The 18,287-nt window shown below is 49.2% G+C and carries 19 protein-coding genes; 13 read left to right on the top strand and 6 right to left on the bottom strand.

Annotation, left to right across the window (positions count from 1 at the left end; translation table 11 throughout):
• Position 1 precedes the first annotated feature (1 nt).
• The 4 genes from coaE to PsAD46_RS01515 all read right to left on the bottom strand — a co-directional run bounded on the left by coaE (position 2) and on the right by PsAD46_RS01515 (position 2,938).
• Complete coding sequence (gene coaE / locus PsAD46_RS01530) at positions 2-601, bottom strand: dephospho-CoA kinase (protein ID WP_057463208.1); 600 nt, start codon at positions 599-601, stop codon at positions 2-4.
• Positions 602-1,435 carry a shikimate dehydrogenase gene (locus PsAD46_RS01525; protein ID WP_063291217.1) on the bottom strand — a complete coding sequence of 278 codons (834 nt, stop codon included), beginning with the start codon at positions 1,433-1,435 and terminating at the stop codon, positions 602-604.
• Positions 1,432-2,028, bottom strand: coding sequence for a Maf family protein (locus tag PsAD46_RS01520; RefSeq protein ID WP_057463210.1), 597 nt, complete (start codon positions 2,026-2,028; stop codon positions 1,432-1,434). Before PsAD46_RS01520 ends, PsAD46_RS01525 begins: the two co-directional genes overlap by 4 nt.
• A 61-nt stretch (positions 2,029-2,089) precedes the next feature.
• The gene (locus PsAD46_RS01515; RefSeq protein ID WP_082596851.1) at positions 2,090-2,938 is read right to left on the bottom strand and encodes a pyruvate, water dikinase regulatory protein; all 849 of its coding nucleotides are present in this window, start codon (positions 2,936-2,938) and stop codon (positions 2,090-2,092) included.
• 427 nt (positions 2,939-3,365) lie between these two features.
• Here PsAD46_RS01515 and hemE point away from each other — a divergent pair, with 427 nt between their 5' ends.
• From hemE to PsAD46_RS01475, 8 genes are all read left to right on the top strand, one after another.
• Entirely contained in the window at positions 3,366-4,394 is a 1,029-nt protein-coding gene (gene hemE, locus PsAD46_RS01510) for a uroporphyrinogen decarboxylase (RefSeq protein ID WP_057463211.1), read from the top strand.
• A 32-nt stretch (positions 4,395-4,426) separates the two neighbouring features.
• Positions 4,427-4,855 carry a protoporphyrinogen oxidase HemJ gene (hemJ, locus tag PsAD46_RS01505; protein WP_063291218.1) on the top strand — a complete coding sequence of 143 codons (429 nt, stop codon included), beginning with the start codon at positions 4,427-4,429 and terminating at the stop codon, positions 4,853-4,855.
• 267 nt (positions 4,856-5,122) lie between these two features.
• Positions 5,123-6,388 carry a transcription termination factor Rho gene (rho, locus tag PsAD46_RS01500; protein ID WP_057463213.1) on the top strand — a complete coding sequence of 422 codons (1,266 nt, stop codon included), beginning with the start codon at positions 5,123-5,125 and terminating at the stop codon, positions 6,386-6,388.
• 222 nt (positions 6,389-6,610) lie between these two features.
• Positions 6,611-7,216 (top strand): GNAT family N-acetyltransferase, encoded by a 606-nt coding sequence (locus PsAD46_RS01495; protein WP_063291296.1) that lies wholly within the window; start codon positions 6,611-6,613, stop codon positions 7,214-7,216.
• Positions 7,194-7,784 carry a GNAT family N-acetyltransferase gene (locus PsAD46_RS01490; RefSeq protein ID WP_063291219.1) on the top strand — a complete coding sequence of 197 codons (591 nt, stop codon included), beginning with the start codon at positions 7,194-7,196 and terminating at the stop codon, positions 7,782-7,784. The genes PsAD46_RS01495 and PsAD46_RS01490 overlap by 23 nt, the downstream gene beginning before the upstream one ends.
• Positions 7,777-8,340, top strand: a complete 564-nt coding sequence (locus tag PsAD46_RS01485) for a GNAT family N-acetyltransferase (RefSeq protein WP_208981612.1) — start codon at positions 7,777-7,779, stop codon at positions 8,338-8,340. The genes PsAD46_RS01490 and PsAD46_RS01485 overlap by 8 nt, the downstream gene beginning before the upstream one ends.
• 13 nt (positions 8,341-8,353) lie before the next feature.
• On the top strand, positions 8,354-8,944 hold the full coding sequence (locus PsAD46_RS01480) for a GNAT family N-acetyltransferase (protein WP_063291220.1): 591 nt from the start codon (positions 8,354-8,356) through the stop codon (positions 8,942-8,944).
• A complete protein-coding gene (locus PsAD46_RS01475) occupies positions 8,937-9,527 on the top strand; it encodes a GNAT family N-acetyltransferase (protein ID WP_063291221.1) in 591 nt (196 codons plus the stop codon). Before PsAD46_RS01480 ends, PsAD46_RS01475 begins: the two co-directional genes overlap by 8 nt.
• Before the next feature lie 135 nt (positions 9,528-9,662).
• Here the strand turns inward: PsAD46_RS01475 and PsAD46_RS01470 are convergent, their stop codons facing one another.
• Positions 9,663-11,669 (bottom strand): thioredoxin domain-containing protein, encoded by a 2,007-nt coding sequence (locus tag PsAD46_RS01470; protein WP_063291222.1) that lies wholly within the window; start codon positions 11,667-11,669, stop codon positions 9,663-9,665.
• 95 nt (positions 11,670-11,764) lie between these two features.
• Here PsAD46_RS01470 and mnmE point away from each other — a divergent pair, with 95 nt between their 5' ends.
• The 5 genes from mnmE to PsAD46_RS01445 all read left to right on the top strand — a co-directional run bounded on the left by mnmE (position 11,765) and on the right by PsAD46_RS01445 (position 17,797).
• Positions 11,765-13,114: a tRNA uridine-5-carboxymethylaminomethyl(34) synthesis GTPase MnmE gene (gene mnmE, locus PsAD46_RS01465; protein WP_063305996.1), complete on the top strand. Its 1,350-nt coding sequence runs from the start codon at positions 11,765-11,767 to the stop codon at positions 13,112-13,114.
• 286 nt (positions 13,115-13,400) lie between these two features.
• Positions 13,401-15,284 carry a tRNA uridine-5-carboxymethylaminomethyl(34) synthesis enzyme MnmG gene (gene mnmG / locus PsAD46_RS01460; protein WP_063305995.1) on the top strand — a complete coding sequence of 628 codons (1,884 nt, stop codon included), beginning with the start codon at positions 13,401-13,403 and terminating at the stop codon, positions 15,282-15,284.
• A 1-nt stretch (position 15,285) separates the two neighbouring features.
• Positions 15,286-15,951 (top strand): 16S rRNA (guanine(527)-N(7))-methyltransferase RsmG, encoded by a 666-nt coding sequence (gene rsmG, locus PsAD46_RS01455; protein WP_342633493.1) that lies wholly within the window; start codon positions 15,286-15,288, stop codon positions 15,949-15,951.
• An 11-nt stretch (positions 15,952-15,962) separates the two neighbouring features.
• Entirely contained in the window at positions 15,963-16,790 is an 828-nt protein-coding gene (locus PsAD46_RS01450) for a ParA family protein (protein ID WP_063286220.1), read from the top strand.
• 107 nt (positions 16,791-16,897) lie between these two features.
• Positions 16,898-17,797, top strand: a complete 900-nt coding sequence (locus PsAD46_RS01445) for a ParB/RepB/Spo0J family partition protein (RefSeq protein ID WP_057463221.1) — start codon at positions 16,898-16,900, stop codon at positions 17,795-17,797.
• A gap of 98 nt (positions 17,798-17,895) precedes the next feature.
• On the opposite strand, the gene PsAD46_RS01440 is transcribed toward PsAD46_RS01445, so the two are convergent.
• Positions 17,896-18,258 (bottom strand): hypothetical protein, encoded by a 363-nt coding sequence (locus PsAD46_RS01440; protein ID WP_063305994.1) that lies wholly within the window; start codon positions 18,256-18,258, stop codon positions 17,896-17,898.
• Positions 18,259-18,287: the final 29 nt, after the last annotated feature.

Raw genomic sequence — 18,287 nt, 5'->3', positions numbered from 1 at the left:
ATTACACCGTTCTAGAAGCGATAGAAGACACAGCGCGCATAATGGCACCCACTGCACGACGGGCCGGCTCAACGCCTCGGCCAGTGTCGACAATAAAATGCGCTTTTTTGCGTTTTTCTGCGTCGTTTAACTGTTTTGCGTAGATAGCCTCAAATTTCTCTTCTGTCATGCCTGGTCTTTCAAGAACACGCTGACGCTGCACATCATATGGTGCAGAAACCACGACGACTGCATCAACGGCCTTGTGTTTGCCGACCTCGAAGAGGAGAGGGACGTCGAGAACAACGACCTTACGACGATCTAGTTTTGCTTGATGCAGAAACTCAGTTTCAACTTCCTGAACGAGCGGGTGGATGAGGCTTTCCAGAAGCATCATCTTTGCTTTGTCGTGAAGGACGATTTTACCGAGGGCTTCGCGGTCAATCCGACCATCTTTAGCAGTGCCGGGAAAGGCGCTGCCAACAGGTTCAACAGCTTTGCCAGTGTAAAGTGCATGGACCGCAGCATCTGCATCATAAACAGCGGCTCCAGCCTCTGCGAAGAGCTTTGAGGTGGTTGATTTCCCCATTCCAATCGAGCCAGTCAGACCGAGAATAACCATTCAGGTAAGTCCCATTTCTCTCAGGATCATCTCACGAAGCTCGTCGGTGACTTCCGGACGAACTCCAAACCATTTTTCAAAACCCGGTACAGCTTGGTGAAGTAGCATTCCCAGACCATCAACCGTCGAATTGCCACGCTGAGCAGCATCACGAAGCAGTTTGGTTTGTAACGGAGAGTAAACTATATCCGTCACAACTGCTGATTTCGACAGGTTATCAAGATCAATGTTTAATTCTGGTTGTCCAGGCATACCAAGAGAGGTCGTGTTCACCAGAAAATCCGCTTCTCCAAGCTTTTCCCCCAGACTATCCCATTCAATTGCGATGGTATTTAGGCCAAAATGATCTGCAAGTTTCTGCGCTTTTTCTAGTGTTCTATTGGCGATATACACTTCTGTGTATCCTCTGGACAGCAACGCCCAGATAATCGCTCGGGAGGCCCCGCCAGCACCCAGAACAACGGCTTTATTCCCGTTGTTATCCCAGTTGGGCAGCATTTGGTCGAGATTTCCCAGAAAGCCAAGACCGTCGGTGTTTGAGCCATTCAAGACACCTTCATCATCCAACCAAAGCGTATTCACAGCTCCAATCATTTTGGCTGCATCATCCAACATCTCAGCAGATTTATACGCATGCTCTTTGTTTGGAATTGTCACGTTACAGCCAACAAACCCATGCTCGGCCAGTGCGCTGTAAAAGCTTTCGGCAGTCTCAGGAGGTACATCCTGTGCAATGTAGCTGCCTTTTATGCCGTGCTGCTTGAGCCAATAACCATGTATCAGAGGAGATTTTGAGTGGCCAATTGGATGTCCTGTGACAGCTGCATTCCTCATTTCTTCAAAACCTCAATCTCGCGCAAGAATGAGAGGAGGCTCAGGAGAGGCAGGCCCAACACTGTAAAGTAATCACCCTCAATCTTATCAAAGAGCTGTACGCCTTCGGCTTCCAGCTGATACGCACCAACGCTGGAGAGAATTTCGGACCCGGTTCGCTCAATGTACCAGTCCAGAAAATCTTCTGATAACTCACGTACATTCAGAATTGCCGTCGAAATACCTTCCCAGACAACTTCACCGTCTTTAACAACACATGCCGCAGAATGAAGCGCGTGGCTTTTGCCGGAAAAGCTCATGAGTTGCTTGCGGGCTGCGTTCAGATCTTCTGGCTTAACGAGGCGTTTCCCTTCGAATGCCAGGATCTGATCAGCGCCAACGACGTAAGCACCATGATTTCGGGCGGAAACTTCTTTCGCTTTCGCAACGGATAATTTAGCTGCAATCACTTCTGGGTCCACACCAGTGGAAAGCAATGGCTCTTCTATCTGTCGTTCATCAACATTTGCTGGAATACGATCAAAAATTAAGCCTGCGTTTTCTAAGAGAGTCGCGCGAATTTTACTTCCGCTCGCTAAAATCAGTCGAGTCATACTCTGCTTTCTCAATCTGAGGATTTCTTGTGCTGTTTATTGGGATAAAGCGCGATGCTTCTCAATATTCTTCTGTCTCTTTTTGCTCATTTTTATGTTTTCGGAGCAAATCCATGATCTCAGCTGCCGTTTCTTCGATTGAACGGCGCGTTACATCGATGAGCGGCCAGCCATTTTCAGCACACAACCGTTTCGACATCGCAATCTCCTGAGCAATTGATTTGCGATCAACGTAGGTGTCGTTGTCTGTTTTGGCATCCAGCGACAATATGCGGTTCTGGCGGATATCCCGAATACGTTCGGCCGTGGCCATCAGACCGACCACGAGAGGTCTTTTGGCTTTCAGGAGCTGACGGGGAGGGCGCATATTGGGAATAAGCGGGATGTTAGCCGCCTTAATACCTCTATTTGCCAGATAGATAGAGGTTGGCGTCTTAGAGGTTCGGCTAATGCCGACGAGAATAACGTCTGCTTCGTCCAAAGCCCCTGCGATTTGGCCGTCATCATGCAGCATGGTGTAGTTCATCGCTTCCATGCGCTGGAAGTATTCCTCATCCATCACGTGCTGTCCGCCCACACGCCACGTTTCTGTGACGTTCAGATAGCTATGGAAGACCTGATAGACGGGCTTGAGAACATTAACGCATGGCAGCCCCAAATCCTGGCATTTACGCTCCAGACGGCGGGCATAGGATTGTTCCACAAGGGTGTAGAGAACAATTCCTGGTGCAGATTCAATCTCTTCCAAGACTCTACTCAACTGTTTGTCATGCCGGATCAGCGGGTAAACATGCTCGATGGGCTGAATATTCTCATATTGCGCGGTCGCAGCACGCACAATTGTCATCAAAGTTTCGCCTGTTGAGTCCGAAACCATGTGTAAATGGAAGTAGTTAGAGTGGTTACCCAAGGTATCATCCTCAACATTCCTAAGAGACTTGGAAAAACTAGCCAAATCTCACTGTGCTTTCAAATTAATGCCCGCTGACCCTAATCCGTCAACAATTCCATATTTTGAGAATACTGATTTCGAAACGACTTGGATAAACGGGATTGCACATTGCCCACGCAAAAGATTCACAGCACAGCATACGGGATAAACTGTGATCTGTGGTTATTTTCCAGATTGTAACCTATTGAATCTTTAGAAAAAACAATTTGTTTTCGACTCCTGTTGAGAGTCTTGCTTGTTTTTGATCTGTGACTTTTCCTATTAGGGTTTTCTCAGTTAGGAATTGTGGAATTAAATTGATCCCTGCTATTCACTCACTAATAGAAATAGAAACTTCCAAATAAGAAGATTCTTTTTAAGCAGGCTTGGGAAAAAGAGGCGATTTATGGAATCTCATGAAAGAGCGGTAATGCGCGTTTTGGCAGGCGAGAAACTAGAGCGCCCACCAATCTGGATGATGCGCCAGGCAGGACGGTATTTGCCTGAGTACAGAGCTGTACGAGCTCAAGCACCGAATTTTCTCGACTTCTGCTACAATACCGATCTTGCGACAGAAGTTACTCTCCAACCCATTCGCCGGTATGGCTTTGATGCTGCCATCCTATTTTCTGACATCTTCGTTGTTCCAGATGCGCTTGGCTACCCTGTAAATTTTGAGGAGGGTCGAGGACCAGTTCTCGAACCACTTTCGACAGAACTCGTTGATAAGCTTGATCAAGCTAGGACGATGGAGCATTTGGCTCCTGTTATTGCCACAGTCGAGCGTTTGAGAGCGGAGTTACCGACTGAAACCACCCTTCTGGGCTTCTGCGGAGCCCCGTGGACGGTTGCTTGCTATTCTGTGGCTGGTCATACCACCCAGGACCAGTTTGCCGCTCGTATCGGCTCCTATCAGGATCCTGAGCTTCTGACTGCATTCATTGATCAGCTGGTTGAAGCTTCGATCACGTACCTGGTGGCTCAGTTTGATGGTGGTGCAGATGCGCTGCAGATCTTTGACACCTGGGCAGGTGTTCTGGATGACATAGGTTTTGAGCAGTGGTCCGTTGGTCCAACCCGCAAGATCGTTGATGGTGTGAAAGCTCAGCGTCCAAACGCGAAGATCATTGGTTTCCCGAAAGCATCAGCTGCTCGCTTGAAGCGCTATGTTGAAGCCACTGGTGTTGATGCAGTTGGTCTGGACTGGACTGTTCCGGCAGAAGTGGCGCAGGAAATTCAGAAAATTGTTCCTGTACAGGGCAATATGGATCCAATGCGCCTAGTTGCTGGTGGACGTGCGCTGGAAACTGGAATAGATCACGCTCTCGAAGTTTTGGGTAATGGTCCGCACATCTTTAACCTTGGTCATGGCGTTGTTCCGCAAACTCCGCCAGAACATGTTGCTGAGATGGTGAAGCGGGTTAAAGGCCTGTAAGCAGACACTGCGAATTAGATAAGGCGCGGATCATGGAAGATGCATATTCCTGGGCGAAGTCCCTCCACATAATTTCTGTGATTGCCTGGATGGCGGGATTGTTCTACTTGCCGCGCCTTTTCGTTTATCACACGAACGCTGAAATCGGTTCTGATAAGAGCGAGACCTTCAAGATCATGGAGCGCCGATTGCTTAAAGCGATTATGGCTCCATCCATGATGGCCACCTGGATTTTTGGCTTGTGGCTGGTTTATCTGCTTGATGCTTATTTTGATCTTTGGTTTATGCTGAAGTTTTCACTGGTTATACTGATGACGATATATCACGTGATGCTTTCACGTCATGTCACTAAGTTTGCGCAGGATCAAAATAAGAATAGTGAGCGCTACTTTAGAATTATTAATGAACTACCGACACTATTAATGGTTGCAATTGTGTTCCTGGTGATCTTTAAACCCTAGGTGATCCGAACATTCGAATTTTAATATTGGAAAATTAGGAGAATTAGTGGGCAATAAGCACTTGCCGAATTCAATTCGATTAGTTATTGTCCCCGCAACTTCACGATGTAGCTTATGTGATCGCTGATCTCCTAGCGATTTTCGAAGGTCGATAAATATCGTATCTAGATGAGCTGCTATTCCCCCCTAACGTTTTGTGTTCGAAAGTTCTTGATCCTTCTAAAGCTAAATCAAGTCCAGAACCCATAGTAAAGACGATCCCTATTGATGCGGGAAATGAAACTCAGAGACCTGAAAACTAAGAGCGCAACTGAACTCCTTGCTTTTGCTGAGGAACATGACGTTGAAAATGCAAGCACCATGCGCAAACAGGAACTTATGTTTGCGATTTTGAAGAGACTTGCAGAGCAAGATATTGAGATCATCGGCGAAGGTGTCGTAGAGGTCCTCCAAGATGGATTTGGATTCCTCCGCTCTCCTGATGCGAACTACTTGCCAGGCCCAGACGATATTTACGTTTCACCTTCACAGATCCGTCGCTTTTCTCTGCGCACCGGTGATACTGTTGAAGGCCAGATCCGTAGTCCTAAAGAAGGTGAGCGTTATTTCGCCCTTCTGAAGGTCAACAAAATCAACTTTGAAGACCCTGAAAAAGCGAGACATAAGGTTCACTTTGATAACCTGACACCGCTTTATCCAGATGAGCGCTTCAATCTTGAAATCGAGAATTCTACCTCCAAGGATATTTCTTCTCGCATTATTGATCTTGTAGCTCCGCTCGGCAAAGGCCAGCGTGCTTTGATCACTGCGCCTCCTCGGACAGGTAAAACAGTATTCCTTCAGAATATTGCGAAATCTATTACCACCAATCATCCTGAATGTTACCTCATCGTTCTGTTGATCGATGAACGTCCGGAAGAAGTAACGGACATGCAACGTACAGTTGATGGTGAAGTTGTATCTTCAACCTTTGATGAGCCAGCTACTCGTCACGTTCAGGTTGCTGAGATGGTTATTGAGAAGGCAAAGCGTTTGACCGAACATGGTCGCGACGTTGTTATCCTTCTGGATTCTATTACTCGCCTTGGCCGTGCTTACAACACCGTTGTTCCTTCCTCCGGTAAGGTTCTGACCGGTGGTGTTGATGCGAACGCCCTGCAGCGCCCTAAGCGCTTCTTCGGTGCTGCGCGTAACATTGAAGAGGGTGGTTCTTTGACCATCATCGCAACGGCGCTGATTGATACCGGTAGCCGTATGGATGAAGTTATCTTCGAAGAATTCAAGGGTACCGGTAACTCCGAAATCATCCTTGATCGTAAGATCTCTGATAAGCGCGTCTTCCCAGCAGTTGATATTCAACGCTCTGGTACTCGTAAGGAAGAACTTCTTGTTCCTGCTGATAAGCTCAAGAAGACTTTCGTTCTGCGCCGTATTCTCAGCCAGATGGGTACTGTTGATGCTGTTGAGTTCCTGCTCGACAAGCTGCGTCAGACCAAGTCCAATGATGACTTCTTCGACTCTATGAATACCTAGGTTTACTGCCTACCGAATTTTTCAGCCCCGCTCGTCAATTCGGTGAGCGGGGCTTTTTTATTTTTTAAGCCAATGTATTTGAATAAAAATGTCTACTGATGAAGCATCTGCAACTTCTGGGAAGGGTACAATGCTTAATATCTTTTGCAAATGTGGTTGTGTTCTCAGAGAGATGCGGTTTTTTATCTGAGGACCTTGGCAGCAAGATTAGATGAGACACTCATGAAAGTAGTAGCTTTGGATAAATGTCCGCGGATTGAAACTGATCGACTTGTTTTGCGGAAATGGGAGCCACGGGATTTAGATGGTCTCTATCGCCTAAATACCGATCCCAAGGTGGGAGAGTTTTTCCGCACACTAAACTCTCCGGAAGAAACACCTTTGCTGCTGGAAGTACATTTGCTCAAACAACAGAAAGATGGCTTCTGCTTTCCTGTGATCGAAGATAGAGCCACAGGAGCTTTTCTCGGGTTCTGCGGGTTTAACGTCCCTCTGTACCAAGAGCCGATGTTTTTTGAGCCGTGCACTGAAATGGGCTGGTGTCTTATCCCTGAAGCCTGGGGGAAGGGGATTGCAGTTGAGGCAGCTAACATCTGGCTTAAATTCGGATTTGAAACTCTTCAATTAGAAGAGATTGTATCTTTTACTGTTGTTCAAAATCATCGATCGCGACGTGTAATGGAGAAGCTTGGCATGATTAATGATCCTGCCGAAAATTTTGACTTTCCTGGTGTTGAAACTGATGATCCGTTATGTCGGCATGCTTTATACCGGCTTTCCAAAGAGCATTATTTTAGGCAATTGAATGATGGAAACTTTAATCGATAAATGCCCGCGTGTTGAAACCGAAAGGCTTGTTCTTCGTAGATGGGAAGAGCGTGATCTGGATGGTGTCATTCGCATGAATGGTGACCCGAGAGTGATGGAGTTTTTCCGATCTCTGAATACGCCAGATGAAGCGCGGCAGTTTCTTGATATTATGATGAGGCAGGAAGAAAAGCATGGTTTCTGTTTTCCCGTGGTGGAAGACAAAAAGACTGGTGCCTTTCTCGGTTTTTGTGGGCTCAATGTTCCTGCGTACAGTGGGCCTTTGCCATGTGAGCCCTGTGTTGAGATTGGTTGGCGGCTTACCCCTGAGACATGGGGCAAGGGCATTGCTGTCGAAGCGGCTAAGTTCTGGCTTGGATTCGGATTCGAAACGCTTCAGCTTGATGAAATTGTTGCCATCACGGTCGTGCAAAATCACAAGTCCCGGAGAGTGATGGAGAAGGTTGGCATGACACATGATCCTGCTGAGGACTTTGATTTTCCGAATGTTTTGGTTGACCATCCTTTGTGCCGGCATGTTTTGTACAGGCTCTCTGCAGCTCAGTTCGTTGAGCAAGCTAATGGTTGATATCGCGATTGATCGGTGTTCGCGCATTGAGACTGAGCGATTGGTGCTGCGGAAGTGGGAGCTTGCTGATCTGGATGGTCTTGTCGAGATGAATGCTGATCCGCGGGTGATGGAGTTCTATCCATCGGTGCTGTCTCGTGCTGAGAGTGAAAAGATGTTGGCGCGTTACATGGATGCGCAACAGCAGCATGGATTTTGCTTTTCGGTTGCCTCTGAAAAACGGAGTGGGCGGTTTCTTGGATATTGTGGGTTGAAGGTTTCGGGATATCAGGAGCATCTTTTATTTGGTCCCTGCGTTGAGATAGGCTGGCGGCTCTTACGCAGTGAGTGGGGAAAGGGCTTTGCTACTGAAGCCGCACAAATGTGGCTTGGATTCGGACTCGAAACTCTTAAGCTCAATGAGATTGTCAGCTTTACACCCGTGCAAAACTCTCGCTCCGAGAAGGTAATGCAGCGTCTTGGTATGGTTCGTGTTGAAGAGTTTGCGCATCCCATGCTTGAGGATGGGCACCGGCTTAAACGCCAAGTGCTCTATAAAATGACGCGACAACGGTAATTGGGGCAGGGCTATGATTGAAGACGTCATCGACAAATGTCCGCGTATTGAGACTGAGCGGCTCGTGTTGCGGAGATGGGAAGAGCGGGATTTGGAAGGGCTTGTTCAGATGAATGCAGACCCACAGGTGATGGAGTTCTTTCCGGCGGTGATGTCCCGGCAGGACAGTGAGCGGATGTTTGAGCGGCTCATGGCGAAGCAGGTGAAGTATGGGTTTGGTACTCCAGTTGTTGAGGAACGGGCGTCAGGGAGGTTCTTAGGGTTTTGTGGGCTCGGTGTACCGACCTACCCAGAACCGCTGCCCTTCGACCCGTGTGTGGAAATCGGATGGCGTTTTATACCCGGTGCATGGGGGAGGGGGATTGCTCAGGAAGCCTCGCGGATCTGGCTTAGATTCGGATTTGAAACTCTTCGTTTGGACGAGATTGTAAGTTTCACTTCTGCTATCAATCAGCGTTTTGAAAAAGTAATGCAGAGGCTGGGAATGGTGAGGGATGCTTCGGCAGACTTTGATCACCCTTTGATTGAAGAGGGGCATCCATTGAGGCGGCATGTTTTGTACCGCCTTTCTAAAGAGAAATATTTGGAACGGAAAAATGGTTGAGACATTAATTGATAAGTGCCCACGTATTGAGACCGAGCGTCTCGTGTTGCGAAAGTGGGAAGAGCGTGATCTGGACGGTATGGATGAGATGAACTCAGATCCGCGCGTCATGGAGTTTTTCCCAGATGTGATGTCTCGCGATGAGAGTGCCCATATGCTTGAGCGTATGATGGCTAAGCAGACTGATCTGGGTTTTGCATGTCCTGTTGTTGAGGATCGGGCTTCTGGTAGGTTTCTTGGTTTTTGTGGTTTGAACATTCCGACCTATCCAAAACCACTTCCGTTTGATCCGTGTGTGGAGATTGGTTGGCGGCTTATCCCTGATGCCTGGGGGAAGGGGATAGCGCAGGAAGCAGCTCGTATCTGGCTTGGATTCGGTTTCGAAACTCTTGAGGTTGATGAGATCGTCAGCTTCACGACGGAGACAAACTTGCGTTCGCAAAAGTTGATGCAACGGTTGGGTATGATGAGGAACCCAGCTGATGATTTTAATCATCAAATGTTGGAGGATGACCACCCGTTGGTGCGTCATGTGCTTTACCGATTGATGAAGGATCGTTTTGAAAGCGTATCTAAGAGCTGAACGTAATTGAATGCTCGTGTATGGGTGATCTGTGAATTATGTGATGTTTCACGTGAATCACCCATGTTTTCAAAAGTATATTTATGAGCGCTGACTCACGTGAAACTGTGAGTCAGCGTTTAGTTCATTTGCGGATCAGATCTGCTCTTTCACCTGTTCAGGTGCTGTTGTTGGCAGAGAGCATCCTTTTTCGGAGCAGATGAAGACAGTGGTTTCATCCGTGTTCCAGGATGAGTTTTCCAACTCCACCGGCTTAGCCACACCAGCAGGAATAACATCCACATAGAGGGCAGGATCAGCTTGAGAATGTAGAGCCTGCATTATTGGATTCGCGTCCGAACCAGTTCCCAGAACCACAAGCGCTTTCTTGAATCGGGTACGTGCATCAAGTGCTGTAAGCAGTGATGCTGTGCCGAAGATGTTGTTTGGAACATCCGCTGCAAATGCATTCAAGGTTCCATCGGCGACATCACGAGAAGATGCGTCACCTGTCAGGATCCAATGTTCTGAGAAGGCAAAAGCTGCCACGGCGTTGTAGTTTGGTGTTGCTTCATCATAGGCGTGGTAGGGGCGGAGGATGAGATCGTCGGCGTCCTTATCTGTCATGTAGAACGCACCGTTGGAATGGGTGAAGCGCTCTTTCAGAATATTCAGGAACTCTTCTGCCTGTTGCAGGTAGCTCTGCTTTTCGGATGGATTCGGTTCCGATCTGTACAAGGCAAGAGCTGCTCTAGCGGCCCATGCATAGTCAGCGGCAAAACCGACTTCCAGTCGTTGGCCCTGACGCCAGGAATGACTGAGCTTTCCATCAACAAACATATGCTCTGTGATGAAGGCGAAAGCGGCCTTGGCGGAAGTGCGCATAGTTTCATGTGAGGTAAGAGCACTTGCTTTTACCAGCGCACAGATGAGCATACTGTTCCAGTCTGCCAGTACCTTGTCGTCTTTGTGAGGCGGAATGCGTTTGCTTCTGTGATCCAACAGGATTGCTTTGCAGGTTGCCAGAGCTTCTTCTTCAGCAGCTTCCAGAAGAGTAGGGGAGTGGCGTCGGTTGAGGATGATGTTGCCTTCCCAGTTTCCATCCGGGGTGACGTCGTAGACATTAGAGAACAGCTCGAAGTGTTCTGCCAGAACGAGGTTCTTCAACTCATCATAGGCCCAGACATAAAACTTGCCTTCGACACCTTCACTGTCTGCATCCATGGAAGATGCAAAGCCACCTTCAGGAAGCTTCATGTCACGCTCAAGCCAATCGGCGACTTCCTGGATTCGGATGTGAAACAGTTCATCGCCCGTTTCCTGATAAGCCAAGCACAGGTGTTCGATAAACTGCGCGTTGTCGTAGAGCATCTTTTCGAAATGAGGGACCAGCCAAATAGAGTCGACTGCGTAACGAGCCAGGCCACCTCCCACATGATCATAGATTCCACCTTGCGAAATCGCTCGCGTGGTTTTCAAAAACTGCTCACGCATGAAGGTGTTTTTTTGCGCCTTGGCGGTTCTGAAGATGAGCTCCTGAACGGAGGCTTGAGGGAACTTTGGTGCACCCTTCATGCCGCCTTCTTCCTCATCCTGTATGTTGAAGAGTTGCTTGCCGGCAGCGGTGATCAGGAAGCCAGATAGAGGGGAGGCCTCTGATGGCGGCTTGTTGAGAGCCTGGCTGATGGCTTGCCGGTTCTCTTCAATAGTGTCGCGATCAGCAATGAAACTTTGTGAAATTGCGGTCAGAATATCCTTGAAGGCAGGAGAGCCGTGTCGTGCTTCATTCGGGAAATAGGTACCACCCCAGAATGGATCACCCTCTGGAGTGAGGAACATGGTCAGTGGCCAGCCACCCTGTTGACCAAGCATATGGAGTGCTTGCATATAGATCTGATCAATGTCCGGGCGCTCTTCGCGGTCTACCTTGATGTTGACGAAATGCTCATTCATGAGAGCCGCTGTTGCTTCATCCTCAAAACTTTCATGGGCCATAACGTGGCACCAATGGCAGGCGGAGTAGCCAACAGACAGCAGAATTGGCTTGTTTGTTTTTTGCGCTTCTTCCAGTGCTTCCTTACTCCACTCCCACCAGTGGACAGGGTTATTTTGGTGTTGAAGAAGGTAAGGGCTTGAAGCGTTCGTTAAGCGATTTCTGCTCATAAAGAGGTGATCCTGAGTTCAAGGTATTGCTTGGCGTAAAGGCTAGGTTTAACGCAGTTCATACGAGATCATACAGTTAAAGAACCGGACGTGGAATGAATACACAACAGGAAACCATCTACGCAGTTTCTAGCGGCGCACTTCCTTCAGGCGTTGCTGTTATCCGTTTATCAGGTCCACAGTCCGGGCCAATCCTGAGAAAGCTGATTAAGGGTAAATTCCCCGTTTCACGTGAATCATGCCTTAAGAAATTATGGGACCCTGTAGATGGTTCTGTTTTGGATCACGCGCTGATTTTGTGGTTCGAAGGCCCTGGAAGTTTCACCGGTGAAGACACTGTCGAGCTACATTGCCATGGCGGGCGAGCTGTTGTTGCGGCGGTGCTACGCGCACTTTCCACCTTTGAAAAGACACGACCAGCTGAACAGGGTGAGTTCACGCGCCGGGCATTTCACAACAACAAACTCGACCTGACTGAGGTTGAGGGTCTCGCTGATCTGATTGATGCAGAGACTGATGCGCAACGTCGACAGGCTCAGCGTCAGATGGATGGGGCGCTTGGTGACCTCTATTCGCAGTGGCGGGAAACACTGATCCGCAGCCGTGCGATGATTGAGGCTGAGCTCGACTTCTCTGATGAAGATGACATTCCAGATTCTGTGGCCGATGAAATATGGGTGGAGCTGGCGAAGCTTCGGGACCAGATTGTCGCCCACCTTTCTGATGCGCGGAGAGGGGAGCGTCTGCGCTCAGGTCTGCAGGTTGTTCTGCTTGGTCCACCGAATGCGGGTAAGTCCAGCTTGATGAATAAACTGGCTCAGCGTGATGTGGCGATCGTGACACCGGAAGCTGGAACGACCCGCGATGTGCTTGAGGTGCATCTGGACCTTGGCGGTTATCCGGTCACGCTGATTGACACAGCGGGCATTCGTGAGAGTGCTGGCATGATCGAGAAAGAGGGCATTCGCCGTGCTCTTGTTCATGCTGAAAAAGCGGATCTCATTCTCTGGACACATGCGCCGAATGTGACTGCTGAGGAGTTGCCGGAGAGCTTGCTGAAGAATGGTGCGGAGATCTGGCGTCTCAATACCAAGAGTGATCTGGGTCCTGATGCTGATCATGACTCCTTCGAAACGACAGAAGAGATCAATGTCTCCGTTCGTGAAGAGGGCGGCATGAACGCGCTGCTATCAAGCCTCGAGTCGTTTGCGGAACGAAATATCGGATTGATCGAAAACCCGCTTATCACTCGTGAACGTCATCGTTCTCATCTGACCCAATGTGTGGAAGATCTGAACCACGGTATTCAAGCGGAGGGCTTTCCGATTGAATTGAGAGGTGAGGATTTGAGACGAGCAGCTGATCAGCTGGGGCGTATCACAGGTCGAATCGACGTTGAAGATTTGCTCGATGTCATCTTCCGTGACTTCTGCGTTGGTAAATAAAAGATGTAGAAGTGCCATGTTTCACGTGAAACATTTATTGGGAATCGTGAGTCAGTGGGGAAAAACTGGTGAGTCTCGTGGATAACTAATGCTGCGGCATTGGCGACTCATTGCGCTGTTTTCTTTGACCCAGCGCGTGACCTGTTGTATCAAGTCTTCAAGAAAATAGGTAGTTGCCCTTCTAGTTCCCCCAAGTTTTATCTGCGGCCTTCATATGGTCCAGAGGCTCGCAGAGAGTGTGGCTTGTCCTTTCTCTGTTTTTAGATGGGCGAAATGCAGGACCGAAATGTCTGATAATTTTGATCTTGAGTTTGACGTTGTCGTGATTGGCGGCGGCCATGCAGGCTGTGAAGCCGCGGCTGCGGCTGCGCGCATGGGTGCCCATACAGCGCTTATAACTCATCGCTTTGACACCATTGGTGTGATGTCATGTAACCCAGCTATTGGCGGTTTGGGGAAGGGGCATCTGGTTCGAGAAATCGATGCGCTGGATGGATTGATGGGCCGGGTGGCTGATGCTTCCGGTATTCAATTCCGCATGCTCAATCGCCGCAAAGGGCCAGCTGTGCAAGGGCCGCGCTCTCAGGCTGACCGCAAGCTTTATCGCGAAGCGATGCAGGCTGAGATTAAAGCGATTGATAATCTCGATGTGGTGGAAGGTGAAGCTGACACGCTGATCCGTGAGGGTGATATCCTCAAAGGCGTCGTGCTTGGTGATGGTCGTCGGGTTTCGGCCAAGGCAGTTGTGATCACGACCGGCACGTTCCTGCGTGGTCTGATCCATATCGGCGATAAGCAAATTCCTGCGGGTCGTGATGGTGAAGCGCCAGCGCTTGGTTTGTCTGTATCTCTGGAAGAGATTGGTCTGCGTCTTGGTCGTTTGAAGACAGGCACTCCGGCACGTCTGGATGGGCGCACGATCAATTGGGATATCCTTCAGCAGCAGCCAGGTGATGAAGAGCCTATTCCATTTTCAACACTGACTGACAAAATCCAGATCCGTCAGGTGCCGTGTTACATCACACGCACGACCCCAGAGACGCATCAGATCATTCGCGACAACATTAAACGTTCAGCGATGTATTCGGGCGAGATCCAGGGCAGGGGTCCTCGGTACTGTCCGTCTATTGAAGATAAGATCGTTCGCTTTGGTGATCGTGACGGTCATCAGATCTTCCTTGAGCCAGAAGGATTGGATGATCCAACGGTCTATCCGAATGGTATTTCGACCTCGCTGCCTGAGGATGTTCAGATCCAGTTTCTGCGCACCATTCCGGGTTTGGAGAAGGTTGAGTACTTCAAACCGGCTTATGCGATTGAGTACGATCACATCGACCCGACTGAACTGACAAATACGCTTGAGGTGAAGAAGCAGAAGGGCCTTTACCTCGCGGGTCAGATCAATGGCACGACCGGCTATGAAGAGGCTGGAGCTCAGGGATTGTTGGCTGGTTTAAATGCTGCCAGAACGTCTCAAGACGGCGCTGCAGTGACTGTTGGACGTGCTGACGGGTACATTGGTGTGATGGTGGATGATCTCATTACACGGGGCGTTTCTGAGCCGTATCGCATGTTCACATCCCGCGCTGAGTATCGTCTCACACTACGTGCAGACAATGCGGACCAGCGCCTCACACCACTTGGTCTTGAGTGGGGATGTATTGGTGATACGCGTCGAGTCGCTTTCGAAACGAAGATGGAAAAACTGCGGAAAACCAAGGATTTGATGCAGTCCGTCAAAATTACACCCAACGAAGGGCGCAAGCATGGCTTGCCGATCAATCAGGATGGTGTGAAACGCTCTGTCTTTGATTTGTTGGCCTATCCAAATATCACTCTTGAAGACCTCATTGAGATCTTTGATGAGATGAAGGATGTCGATATCAAATGTGCCGAGCAAGTTTCTATAGATGCGATGTATGCCGTCTATCTGGAACGTCAGGCAGCTGATATTGCCGCTTTGAAACGGGATGAGGACTTGGTTATTCCTGAGCGGATTGATTATGCCTCATTGACCGGACTTTCCAACGAGGTGCGCCAGAAGCTTGAAGCTTTGCGCCCTTCAACCATCGGGCAGGCATCGCGCATGGATGGGATTACCCCAGCGGCGCTGACTTTGCTGCTTGCGTATATTCGCCGCTCAGGCAAAAACATTGCTGGTGCTGTTTAGTATGTCATTCGAAAAAAGGGCTGATTACAGCCAGATTACACCTGTCATGCGTATGTATGAGGATGTTTCACGTGAAACGTTTGAGCGTCTAAGTATCTATGTGGACCTCGTTCTCAAGTGGCAACCTGCACAGAATCTGATCGCACCATCTACGATGAATGATATCTGGATGCGGCATGTGGCCGATTCTATTCAGATTCAGCGTAGTTTGCCGGATGCACGTTCCTGGATTGATTTCGGAAGCGGTGCAGGTTTCCCTGGATTGGTGACTGCGATGTTGCTGAGGCAGGAAGGGGGAGAAGGCATTGTGCATATGGTTGAGAGCAACCAGCGCAAAGCAGCTTTCCTTCGGACTGTGGCACGTGAGACTGGCTGTAACGTCAAAGTTCATGCGGGTAGAATCGAAGCCGTTACGAAAGACTGGCAGGCTCCGATTGAGGGTGTTTCGGCGCGTGCACTAGCTTCTTTACAGGTTCTCTGCGGGTTTTCTTCGCAATTTGTACAGCGTGGCGCGACTGCTGTTTTCCACAAAGGTCAAGATTTTCGCCGCGAAATTGAAGAAGCATCTGCCGATTGGTCAATTGATCTGGTAGAAAAAGTAAGTCTAGTAGATCCGCTAAGTCGCGTTTTGGTTCTATCTAAAATTGACCCGAAAACCGCTAACTAGGGTGCTGTCGGATGAGCTTACTGCCGCAATCTCCACGTGTATTGACTATCGCCAACCAGAAGGGTGGCGTAGGCAAGACGACAACAGCCATTAATCTTGGCACAGCGCTTGCTGCAATTGGCGAACGCGTCCTGATTATTGACCTGGATCCGCAAGGCAATGCGTCGACAGGGTTAGGGATTGATCGCGTCGATCGTGAATATTCTACCTATGATGTTTTGAGCGGAGATTCGACGCTAGAGCAAACTGTTCTGGAAACCGCTGTTCCGCGTTTATGGATTGCTCCATCAACTATGGATTTGCTGGGTGTTGAGTTGGAGATTTCTTCTGCACCTGACCGGACATTCCGATTACGGAATGCAATTTCAGGTATGGCGCAGGCAGCTGAGATGGGTAGGGCACAAGGGTATTCATATATTCTAGTGGACTGTCCGCCGTCGTTAAACCTCTTGACTATCAATGCCTTATCGGCATCTCACAGCATTCTTGTACCGTTGCAGTGCGAGTTTTTTGCTCTGGAAGGTCTAAGCCAGCTGCTTAGCACCGTTGAGCAGGTGAAGCAGTCTCTCAATTCAGAGCTGAGCATCCATGGCATTGTGTTGACCATGTATGACAGCCGTAACAATCTCTCCAGTCAGGTTGTACAGGATGTGCGTGAGACGATGGGTGATGCAGTCTATGAGACTGTGATTCCACGGAACGTACGTGTTTCCGAGGCTCCATCTTATGGCAAGCCTGCTTTGCTTTATGATTTGAAGTGTTCCGGTTCGCAGGCTTATTTACGACTCGCTTCCGAAATTATTCAGCGAGAGCGTGACATGCGGATGGCGGCTGCCTGATCTGGCTGCCGCTTCTACTTTAAAGAGATTTGTTATTTGACCCGCAGAGCGTGCGGGAAGGGGCTACCGACTCCCGAGCTCCTAGAATGTAGATAGGTGGAATTGAAATGGCGAAAACTGAGGAAGCAGGGCGTACCAATAAGCGACTAGGGCGCGGCCTTGCAACGCTGTTGGGTGACGTAAACTCAGAGCCAGCTGTCTCCACTCCAGAACGTAACCGTGATGTACGGAAGGTGCCGATTGAGTACCTTCAGCCGAACCCACGTAACCCACGCAAATCATTTGTAGAAGATGATCTGAACAACCTGACCGAATCCGTTCGTCAGAAGGGGATTGTACAGCCAATTCTGGTGCGTCCTCGTCCGAATAAGCCGGGTCATTTCGAGATCATTGCTGGTGAGCGTCGTTGGCGCGCAGCTCAGAAGGCTGGTTTGCATGATGCGCCTGTTGTCATCCGTGAGGTGACTGATCAGGAAGCGCTGGAACTTGCGATCATCGAAAATGTTCAGCGTGCAGACCTGAATCCTATCGAAGAAGCGTTGGGTTATGATCAGCTGATCGAAGAGTTTTCTTACAGCCAGGTTGAACTCTCCAAGGTTATCGGTAAGAGCCGGAGCCATGTGGCCAACACACTGCGTTTGCTGAAACTGCCAAACTCTGTGAAGGACTATCTTGCAGAAGGGCTTCTCACTGCTGGTCATGCACGTGCATTGATCACTGCAGAAGATCCTGCGGCTTTGGCTGAGCTGATCGTGGAGAAGGGGCTCACAGTTCGTGATGCAGAGCGTCTGGCTCAGAACCCGGATTTGTTCCAGAAGAAAGAAGCTGCTCCGAAGCCTGAAAAGGATGCGGATACACGCGCTTTAGAGAAGCGTCTGGCCGATGGTCTGGGTCTTAAGGTGGCTATTGCTCACAAGACTGATAAGGGCACTGGTGAGCTTAAGATCAAGTACAAGAATGTAGAGCAATTGGACGAAGTCTGCCGCTTGCTGGGCATTCAGAACTGATTGTTTCTGTTTTCGGAAATTTAGAAAAGGCCGCGTCTCTTAACTGAGGCGCGGCCTTTTTAGATTCGGAAAAGAAATGATTTTTTTGACCAGCAGACTTAACCTACGACTGGAAGCAGTTTTTCAATGCGTGCATTGACTTCTGCTCTCTTCTTCTCAGCCATATTGCGACGGCCGAACATCAAGCCCAGGCAAATGAAGTACCAACGGAAAACCCAATAAGCTAAGAGGATCAGCGCGGGCAGGCCTATGATCAGATTTATGACTGATCCCAGTGCCGCGTAGTTCTGCATGAGGTAGCCGATTAAAACACCAAAGCTGAGCAATGGCGGGAAAATCCAGGCCCACAATGATGCTGCTCCAAAAAGCGACAATTGAGGGCGTAGGAGCGCGAAGTTGATTGCCCAAAGTTCGTGTTGAGCAAACTTCAGCCTGATCCAGTGGATGAGTGAGTGAGACATAGGAGTGCCTGTGATTTCGCTTTGTGCGA

Origin of the sequence: Pseudovibrio sp. Ad46 (genome assembly GCF_001623065.1) — a bacterium.
Classification (GTDB): Bacteria; Pseudomonadota; Alphaproteobacteria; order Rhizobiales; family Stappiaceae; genus Pseudovibrio.
This window is presented reverse-complemented; position numbering and strand designations above follow the sequence as displayed.